The organism is Inquilinus sp., from assembly GCF_057815775.1.
Genome location: NZ_JBYRFX010000277.1, coordinates 1 through 7,181, shown reverse-complemented (window position 1 = coordinate 7,181; position 7,181 = coordinate 1). Strand labels below are relative to the sequence as shown.

Below are 7,181 nucleotides of genomic sequence, written 5' to 3'. Positions count from 1 at the left end.
GGCGAAACCTGCCCCGATACGGGTGAGGCGGCGCGGCCGATCCTCGGCGCCGACGGCCAGGTCCGCGCCGTGCTGCTGCTGCGCGTGCCGATCTGCGACCTGCCGGCGGCCCGCGTTGCATTGGAATGCCTCGCCTTGCCCGAGGGTGCCGTGCCGCCCCGCATCGACCTGACCCCCAGCCCGCTCCAGGACGTCGGATTGCCGTGACATGACAGAGACCATCGATCCCTTCATGATCCGCGCCCATGTGCCGGATTTCGAGACTCATGTCGCTGCCTACCGCCAGGCCAGCGAGCGCACCCGGCAGACGCTGCGCGGCGTGCGCGACCTGGCCTATGGCGACCATCCCGATGAACGGCTGGATCTCTATCTGCCCGCAGGGGAGGGGGAGCCGCGCCCGGTCCACATCTTCGTCCATGGCGGCTATTGGCGCGCCTTCTCGAAGCTCGACTATGCCTTCGTCGCCGATGCGATCACGGCGCAGGGCGCGATTGCCGCAATCATCGACTATTCGCTGATGCCGAAGGCGCGGATGGCGGTGCTTGTCGACCAGGTGCGGCGGGCGGCGGCCTGGTTGTCGGCGCATGTCGGCCGCTGGGGCGGCGATCCCACGGCGATCAGTGCCAGCGGCGCGTCCGCCGGCGCCCATCTGGCCAGCTTCCTGGCCTGCCGCGGGGCGGTCGAGGATTCGGCGCCCGTCGCGCCGGTGCGATCACTGTTGCTGGTCAGCGGCATCTACGACCTCGAGCCCATCACCCGCAGCTTCCTGCAGCCGGAGATCGCGCTGACGGCGAAGGAAGTGGCGGCTTGGTCGCCACTGGCGGCAACGCCGGTGCCCGAGGCTTCGATCGATATCGTCGTCGGTGCGGACGAGACGCCGCCCTTCCTGGCTCAGGGCAAAGCCTTCGCCGATCGTCTGGCCGCCGCCGGCGCCGATGTCGGATACACGCTGCTGCCCGGTGAGAACCACATGAGTATCGCCACCGCGCTGGGCACGCCGGGCACGGCCCTGGCCGGCCGGCTCGGCCGCGTGATCGCGGCGTCGCGCCAGGGCTAAGGTTGCCCGATCGAGGCTCAGCTCGCCGCGTCGTCGACGAAGAACGTGACGCCCACGGCCTGATGCGCCGGGTGCTCTTCCGCCTCGCGCCGCGTGGCGAAGCGCCTGGCGTCGTGCAGGCGTTCGGTCAAGACCGGCCCCCAGGCCGTCATGGCGCGGAACCAGCGCGGCCGGTTGTGTCGGGCGGAGCGAAGGACGAAGATCGGGCGAGAACGCGGCATGGGTGCTCCTATTTGGCAGCCAGGGATTCGGTCATGGGTCGTGGCACGGGGTGGTCGGCCCGAAGCAGCGCCTGGGCCTTGAGTCGGAAGCCGCGGATCGCGATCAGCTTCCGCGCGGCGCAGGGCCGGGGATCGACGCGGAGTGCCTGCAGCGCGCTGCGGTTTTCACGCAGACAGATCAGGCCTTCGGCTGCCTTGCGCTTCCAGAACTGGGGTGTGGTGGGGCCGGCCAGAAGTTCGAAACCGCCGCGCATTCCGCCGTACACGCGCGGTTGGTTGGCGGCGACGATGGCGGCAAGACGCCGGGTGGGTGACATGCTCTCTCCTGGTCGAAACAGGGAGGGGCGGGTCGGCTCAGTGGTTTGGCGAGCCGAAGGAATTTAAACAAGTATCCATTATGGAAACATAAGACGTCAAGGATAATGTCCAGATTGGATATATCAATGTTTGAAAGTGCGAATTGCGGTTCGCTGCGGCTGCTGCCGCGTCAGTCCGGCCAAAGCCCATGGCGTGAAGGGGAAGTGGGCGGGATGCCATGCAAAGGAACGGCCCGGAAGCGAGGCCTCCGGGCCGGTATGGTCGATCAGGTGAGGTGAAGCGAGGCGGTCGAGGGTCAGATCCTGGCGGCGAGGGCCGTCAACTGGTCGGTGCACAGGCCCCAGCCCTGGTGAAAGCCCATCTTCTCATGGGCCTCGCGGTCGGCGACCGTCCAATGCAGGACGCGGGCGGTGTAACGGGTCTGGCCGGCCTCGTCCTCGAAGGTGATGATCGCCGTCATGAAAGGCTTCTCCGACGGCTCCCAGGCCTTGGTGTAGGCATCGGTGAACACCAGCCGCTCATTTTCGACGACCTCAAGATAGACGCCCCGGTTCGGAAACTCGCTACCATCGGGGCCGCGCATGACGATCAGGTTGGCGCCACCGGCCCGGACGTCGACTTCGATCACCGGGGTGGTCCAGGGGCGTGGCGAGAACCACTGTTTCAGCAGCTCGGGATCGGTCCAGGCCTTGAACAGCTTTTCGCGCGGGGCGTCGATCAGGCGGGTCAGGACCAGTTCGCGATCCGAGGCGGGGGTGGCGGTCATGTCAGATCTCCGTGGTGAAGGATGTCTGGCCCAAGGACGGCCGGGAGAGTGGCCATCCGACAGGGGGGCTGAAATTTTTGCGTCTGGCGGATCCGGGTGGATCGGCGGTCAGTCCCGCTTGACCCAGGCGACCTTGACCGCCCATTCGACCACGACGTCGGAGATCAGCGGCGCGTTGTAGCTGAACAGGTTGAACAGCCCGGCCGTGTTGCCGCGCTGCAGGATCTTCACGAACACGCGGCCATCGGCCAGCCCGACCACGCATTCCCGGCCGACCAGGTCCCCGGGTTGGCCCCGGACATTGCGGTAATAGATCAGGTCGCGGTCGCGGAACACCGGGTCCATCGACGATCCCTGCACCACCACTGCCACCGTGTGCGCATCGGCATCGGGCGGCGCCTCGACATCGTCCAGCCGGTCGCCGCCCTGGTCACCGTCGAACATCCGCACCTCGGCCCCGGCGCCGACATAGCCAACCAGCGGTACCGTCGGCCGATCGCCACGTTCGAGCATCAGGTCGGCGGGGGCCACGCCCAAAGCGGGGGCAAGCCGCCGCATCCAATCGTCGGTCAGCCGTCGCTGGCCCTTCTCCAGCTTGCTGATCTGGGCCTTGGTCGTGCCCACCAGGTCGGCCAGGCCTTCCTGGGACAGGTCGCGCTGGGTGCGAAGGTCGCGAATCCGGTTCGTCATGCCGTGATGGTGCCAGAACCCTTGGTCATCGTCCGTAACCAATATGGATACATTTCTCTTGCCTCAATGTATCCATATTGGTTACTATATAGCCATGCCCACCCCCGACTATCAGCCTGCATCGCGCCGGCGCCGCCCGCTCCGTACGGGCACCGCGCTGTACCTGCTCGATGTCCTGGCCTTAGCCACGCTGCTCGGCCTGACCGCCCTGCTGCTGGCCTCGTCGGTCGATGGCATGCCCGCGACGGCCCGGGATCGGCCGTCCTTGCCGGAGCATCCTCCATGCAGTTCACTCCCCTCACGCTCGGCCTGATCCTGATCGCGGGCCCAGCCGTCGCCCAGCCGCAGCAGAGCCCTTGCGGCCCCTATGAAATCATCACCGGGTCGCTCAACAGCGAATATCGCGAGGCCCCGGTCGCCCGGATGCTGGCCGACCAGGGCTTTGCCATCGAGATCCTGGCCGCGGCCGACGGCTCGACCTTCACCGTGCTCGCGGTGCAGCCGAACGGCACCGCCTGCCTGCTGTCGACCGGCACCGCCTTCGCCTTCGTCAATCCGGCTGCGGCGCCGGTGCCGGGGAGCAACAGCTGATGGGCAACGCCAGCACCCCGCTGATGCTTAGCGCCCGTACGCAGGCGCTGTATGCTGTCCTGGACTGGGCCGCGGCCGGAGGCGCGCTGACCCCGACCAATGATGCAATGGTCAACGCGCTCCGGCTGCACGGCCATGATATCGGCGACAACAAGGGCGCCATCGGCTACGAACTGAAGCGCCTGGTACAGGCCGGAAAAATCCGCGTCATCGGCGCCCTGGGCCGGCGCGTCTTCGAGATCGTCGTCACCGGCCGGCGGACCCGCCGGCGCCGTGAGTCGCCGGATCCGGCCTCTGTCCTGGCCATGGTCCGGGCGAACGGACTGCACCAGGCGGGCAAGGCGGGCTGGCCCCGGCCGACCGAGGCCAGCATCGCCGCCTATGAGGCGGCCATGGCGAAGCAGCCTTATGGCCCGTCACGGCCAGCGCTGCCGCGGGTCTCGACGCCGCACATCGTGCCGCGAAGCTCGGGCGAGGCCCGGTCGCTCATCGGCTGCTCCGCAGCCCTGGTGACAGCATGAGAAGGATGCGGTCCAGCCTCGGCCGGCATCAGGCGACGACGCCCGCCGACGACGAGCAACTTCAACAGATGCGGACGGCCGCCTATCACCGGCAGGGCATCGCTGTCCTGACCATCGGCGAGATCGAGAATGAATGGCTGCGGCTGGCGGTCGAGAATGAATGCCAGCGCCGCTACGGTCGGCGGGAGGACTGATGCCCAACCACCAGAAGGGGAAGGGATCGGCGGCGGCCCAAAGGGAAGTGCCGGCCCAACGGGAGACACCGGAACGGGCGCGGCATGCGGCCGGCATCGTCGACAGGCCGGCCAGCGGCGTGATCGGCGCCCCGGCCGGCCGGCTGGTGCAGGCGCCGATCGACCGTATGGTCGCGCGGCGTTCCATTAGCCCGCGAATGCATTCGGCCGGGCAGCGGTTGCGCGAGCAGTTCGAGATCGGTGTGCTGGGGGTGCGCAACCGGAGTGACGACCAGTTGCCCGGCATCCGCAGCACCGGATTGGTGCTGACTCCGGGCGAGACCCAGCTTGCCGCGCTGGCAGCCTACCGGTCGGCGCTGCGCTGCTTGGGGGGCCATGTCGGGGCGGTGGTGGTCGCGGTGTCCTGCTACGAGACCGATGTCGCGATGGTGGCCGCCCGGCAGGGACGGAATCGCGACAAGGTAATGGGGGTTCTGGAGGATGGGCTGAAGACCCTCGCCGACCATTATCGCCTGACGGGGGCGGATGCCCTCTCCCAGCCCTCTGCGACAGAAGGCGGATAATACTCCACCTTTGATTGACGCGACGCCGCGTCGTATGGCATTAATAGATTATCGTAAAACAGTTGCGCCCGCCCGGCTCGCCGCGGCGGGCACTTTTATGACGGCTTTGGAACTCTTAGAGCATCCTGTGCGTTGATTTGACGGAAACCACAGGAGTTCGGACCGTGACCATCAGGATGAAGTTTGCCCGGGCGGCGTTGCTTGCTGTCGCTGTCTTGACCTCGGCGCCGATCGTTGCATCGACGGCGCAGGCGGCATCGTCTGGCTGGCATCAGGCACGAGATCATCACAATGACTGGCGCCGCCATCACGAGCGGAATCGCTGGCATCATCGCGAGCACAACCGGCATCAGGAGTGGCGCCGGCACCACAATGGCGGCCGGCACCATGGCATGAGCCATGATGCTTGGCGTCGTTTCGGCAACTGATCCGTTTCCTGCAGAGCACATGGCTCAGGCCCGCCCGGGAGACCGCGGCGGGCCATTTCTTTGGGGCAATGGATCCTTGCCCGGCATCTGTGTGTTAATCTGCTGCAACAACACGGAGTCCGGTTTTGACCAGCGGTCATAGGTTTGTTCGGGCGATGCTCATCACGGTCGCCATCGGTTCAACCGCGCCGCTTGTCGCAGGATGCGTGGAGCAGCCCGGCTACGGTGGCGGCTACGGTTCGGGCTATGGCGACGGGTACTACGGAGCCGGCAACAGCGGATATTACGACAGCTACGGCCGTCGCTACGACAACCGGAATGACGATTATTACCGTCGCTACCGGCGTGACAATAACAATAACAATAACAATGACGATGATCATGACTGGCGGCACCAGGGCGATCGTGACCATGATCGGAATGATCACGATGGCAATGACCACAACGGAAATGACCACAACGGGAACGGTCACAACCGGAACGACAACAACCGGAACGACAACAACCGTCCCAACCCACTCCTTGACAGCAGGAATGGCAATCGGAACAACAATGACAACGGCGGCCGGAACAACAATAACAATAATAACAACAACAATGACAGTGGGCACCGGCAGCCCACCATTCTTCCCAAGCAATTCAGCAACTGACATCGGATAAAGCTGTATCGGCGGAAACCCGCCCGGAGTGCCGGGCGGGTTTTTTCATGCGCGTCGCCCCGCGGCCTCCAGGCCGTGCGGATGTGCCGCTGTCCCAGTTGCACTGCGGTTGACCGGGTCATAGACGATCTGGCTGCAGACGATCGCCCATATGCGTTGCCACCAAAGTATCGACCTGCCGCCGGCGCTCAAGGGAGTGGGCGGTAAGGGAAGCTGCTGCCTTTGAAGCCACGCCATCGCGACGTGTTCGCGCTGCTGGCATCCGGACGACATGCAATCGGGCCGGACGGCCCTGGATTCGGGAGACCGGCCTTGTTTCTGGACACGTTGACCAATCTTGTTGCCGGGTTGTTCTCCGGCAAGGACAAGCTGGCGCATGACCGATTTGGTCTTGTGCGACAGGATCGGGGGCAGTTGGACGCCGCCTACAGAGGTGACTGGATAGCCAGGAAGGCTATCGATATCCCGGCCTTCGACATGACCCGGGAATGGCGCCGGTGGCACGCCGCCCAGCCGCAGATCGAGGCGATCGAGGCGGAGGAGGCGCGGCTTGGCCTTCAGCGCAAGGTCGCCCGCGCGCTGCGTCTGGCGCGGCTGTATGGCGGCGCTGCCCTGGTGCTCGGCATCGGCGACGCCGACCCGTCGCAGCCATTGCCACCGATCGGCCGCGGGGGGCTGCGCTACCTGCATGTGATGCACCGCTGGGAGATCGCACCCGGCGAGATCGATCGCGACGTGCTGTCGCCTGGCTTTGGCGAACCCGGCTGGTATCAACTGGCCTCCACCGGCCGTAGCGTCCGGCTGCATCCCAGCCGGGTGATCCAGCTGTTGGGCGCGGAGCTGCCGGACGGGCCGGCCCAGGGCTTCGACGGCTGGGGCGACAGCGTGCTGCAGGCGGTGATGGACGCTATACGCCAGGCCGGCTTGGCAACCCAGGGTGTGGCGACACTGATCCATGAGGCCAAGCTCGATGTCATTCGCATCCCCAACCTGACTCAGAATCTCTCCCAGGCCGAATATGCCGGCAAACTCGTCGGCCGGGGCGGCCCTGCTGCCGGGGCTCATGCGGTCAACACAGGTTTCGGCCGAGACGGTCGTAAAATCGTTGCTGTTCATTCCGTTCTTTCAACCGAACGGAAATCTGGCACCAGTCCTCGGCGTTGGCTGGACGCT

13 protein-coding genes are annotated in these 7,181 nt (G+C 66.0%); 8 read left to right on the top strand and 5 right to left on the bottom strand.

All coding sequences use genetic code 11. The annotated features are described in order from the left end of the window. Together AC3XYG_RS09985 and AC3XYG_RS09980 are read left to right on the top strand one after the other, a co-directional pair. A partial coding sequence (locus AC3XYG_RS09985; RefSeq protein ID WP_489139675.1) for a hypothetical protein occupies window positions 1–207 on the top strand: 207 nt, incomplete at its 5' end. Window position 208: 1 nt separating this feature from the next. Continuing rightward, the gene (locus AC3XYG_RS09980) at window positions 209–1,057 is read left to right on the top strand and encodes an alpha/beta hydrolase (protein WP_489139674.1); all 849 of its coding nucleotides are present in this window, start codon (window positions 209–211) and stop codon (window positions 1,055–1,057) included. 17 nt (window positions 1,058–1,074) lie between these two features. Here AC3XYG_RS09980 and AC3XYG_RS09975 read toward each other — a convergent pair whose 3' ends face one another. The 4 genes from AC3XYG_RS09975 to AC3XYG_RS09960 form a co-directional block, all read right to left on the bottom strand. After that, on the bottom strand, window positions 1,075–1,278 hold the full coding sequence (locus AC3XYG_RS09975) for a hypothetical protein (RefSeq protein ID WP_489139673.1): 204 nt from the start codon (window positions 1,276–1,278) through the stop codon (window positions 1,075–1,077). An 8-nt stretch (window positions 1,279–1,286) separates the two neighbouring features. Next, window positions 1,287–1,595, bottom strand: coding sequence for a hypothetical protein (locus AC3XYG_RS09970; protein ID WP_489139672.1), 309 nt, complete (start codon window positions 1,593–1,595; stop codon window positions 1,287–1,289). A 296-nt stretch (window positions 1,596–1,891) separates the two neighbouring features. Then, window positions 1,892–2,362: an SRPBCC family protein gene (locus AC3XYG_RS09965; RefSeq protein WP_489139671.1), complete on the bottom strand. Its 471-nt coding sequence runs from the start codon at window positions 2,360–2,362 to the stop codon at window positions 1,892–1,894. A gap of 108 nt (window positions 2,363–2,470) precedes the next feature. Further along, entirely contained in the window at window positions 2,471–3,052 is a 582-nt protein-coding gene (locus AC3XYG_RS09960; RefSeq protein ID WP_489139670.1) for an XRE family transcriptional regulator, read from the bottom strand. A gap of 282 nt (window positions 3,053–3,334) precedes the next feature. Between AC3XYG_RS09960 and AC3XYG_RS09955 the strand changes: the two genes are divergently transcribed. The 5 genes from AC3XYG_RS09955 (at window position 3,335) to AC3XYG_RS09935 (ending at window position 5,349) form a co-directional block, all read left to right on the top strand. Continuing rightward, on the top strand, window positions 3,335–3,643 hold the full coding sequence (locus AC3XYG_RS09955; RefSeq protein ID WP_489139669.1) for a hypothetical protein: 309 nt from the start codon (window positions 3,335–3,337) through the stop codon (window positions 3,641–3,643). After that, on the top strand, window positions 3,643–4,164 hold the full coding sequence (locus tag AC3XYG_RS09950; protein WP_489139668.1) for a hypothetical protein: 522 nt from the start codon (window positions 3,643–3,645) through the stop codon (window positions 4,162–4,164). The genes AC3XYG_RS09955 and AC3XYG_RS09950 overlap by 1 nt, the downstream gene beginning before the upstream one ends. Window positions 4,165–4,169: 5 nt before the next feature. Beyond that, a complete protein-coding gene (locus tag AC3XYG_RS09945; protein WP_489139667.1) occupies window positions 4,170–4,358 on the top strand; it encodes a hypothetical protein in 189 nt (62 codons plus the stop codon). Further along, entirely contained in the window at window positions 4,358–4,921 is a 564-nt protein-coding gene (locus tag AC3XYG_RS09940; protein WP_489139666.1) for a DUF6456 domain-containing protein, read from the top strand. Before AC3XYG_RS09945 ends, AC3XYG_RS09940 begins: the two co-directional genes overlap by 1 nt. A gap of 164 nt (window positions 4,922–5,085) precedes the next feature. Next, window positions 5,086–5,349, top strand: a complete 264-nt coding sequence (locus tag AC3XYG_RS09935; protein ID WP_489139665.1) for a hypothetical protein — start codon at window positions 5,086–5,088, stop codon at window positions 5,347–5,349. A gap of 179 nt (window positions 5,350–5,528) precedes the next feature. On the opposite strand, the gene AC3XYG_RS09930 is transcribed toward AC3XYG_RS09935, so the two are convergent. Further along, a complete protein-coding gene (locus AC3XYG_RS09930; RefSeq protein WP_489139664.1) occupies window positions 5,529–6,002 on the bottom strand; it encodes a hypothetical protein in 474 nt (157 codons plus the stop codon). Window positions 6,003–6,320: 318 nt separating this feature from the next. On the opposite strand from AC3XYG_RS09930, the gene AC3XYG_RS09925 reads away from it, so the two are divergent. Further along, window positions 6,321–7,181: anti-CBASS protein Acb1 family protein (locus AC3XYG_RS09925; RefSeq protein WP_489139663.1), on the top strand; the 861-nt coding region annotated here is incomplete at its 3' end.

Bases quoted from the DNA above. Each gene is read 5' to 3' on its own strand.
- AC3XYG_RS09955 (WP_489139669.1), top strand. From the start codon at position 3,335: ATGCAGTTCACTCCCCTCACGCTCGGCCTGATCCTGATCGCGGGCCCA.
- AC3XYG_RS09970 (WP_489139672.1), bottom strand. From the start codon at position 1,595: ATGTCACCCACCCGGCGTCTTGCCGCCATCGTCGCCGCCAACCAACCG.
- AC3XYG_RS09960 (WP_489139670.1), bottom strand. From the start codon at position 3,052: ATGACGAACCGGATTCGCGACCTTCGCACCCAGCGCGACCTGTCCCAG.
- AC3XYG_RS09965 (WP_489139671.1), bottom strand. From the start codon at position 2,362: ATGACCGCCACCCCCGCCTCGGATCGCGAACTGGTCCTGACCCGCCTG.
- AC3XYG_RS09975 (WP_489139673.1), bottom strand. From the start codon at position 1,278: ATGCCGCGTTCTCGCCCGATCTTCGTCCTTCGCTCCGCCCGACACAAC.
- AC3XYG_RS09950 (WP_489139668.1), top strand. From the start codon at position 3,643: ATGGGCAACGCCAGCACCCCGCTGATGCTTAGCGCCCGTACGCAGGCG.
- AC3XYG_RS09945 (WP_489139667.1), top strand. From the start codon at position 4,170: ATGCGGTCCAGCCTCGGCCGGCATCAGGCGACGACGCCCGCCGACGAC.
- AC3XYG_RS09930 (WP_489139664.1), bottom strand. From the start codon at position 6,002: ATGTCAGTTGCTGAATTGCTTGGGAAGAATGGTGGGCTGCCGGTGCCC.
- AC3XYG_RS09980 (WP_489139674.1), top strand. From the start codon at position 209: ATGACAGAGACCATCGATCCCTTCATGATCCGCGCCCATGTGCCGGAT.
- AC3XYG_RS09940 (WP_489139666.1), top strand. From the start codon at position 4,358: ATGCCCAACCACCAGAAGGGGAAGGGATCGGCGGCGGCCCAAAGGGAA.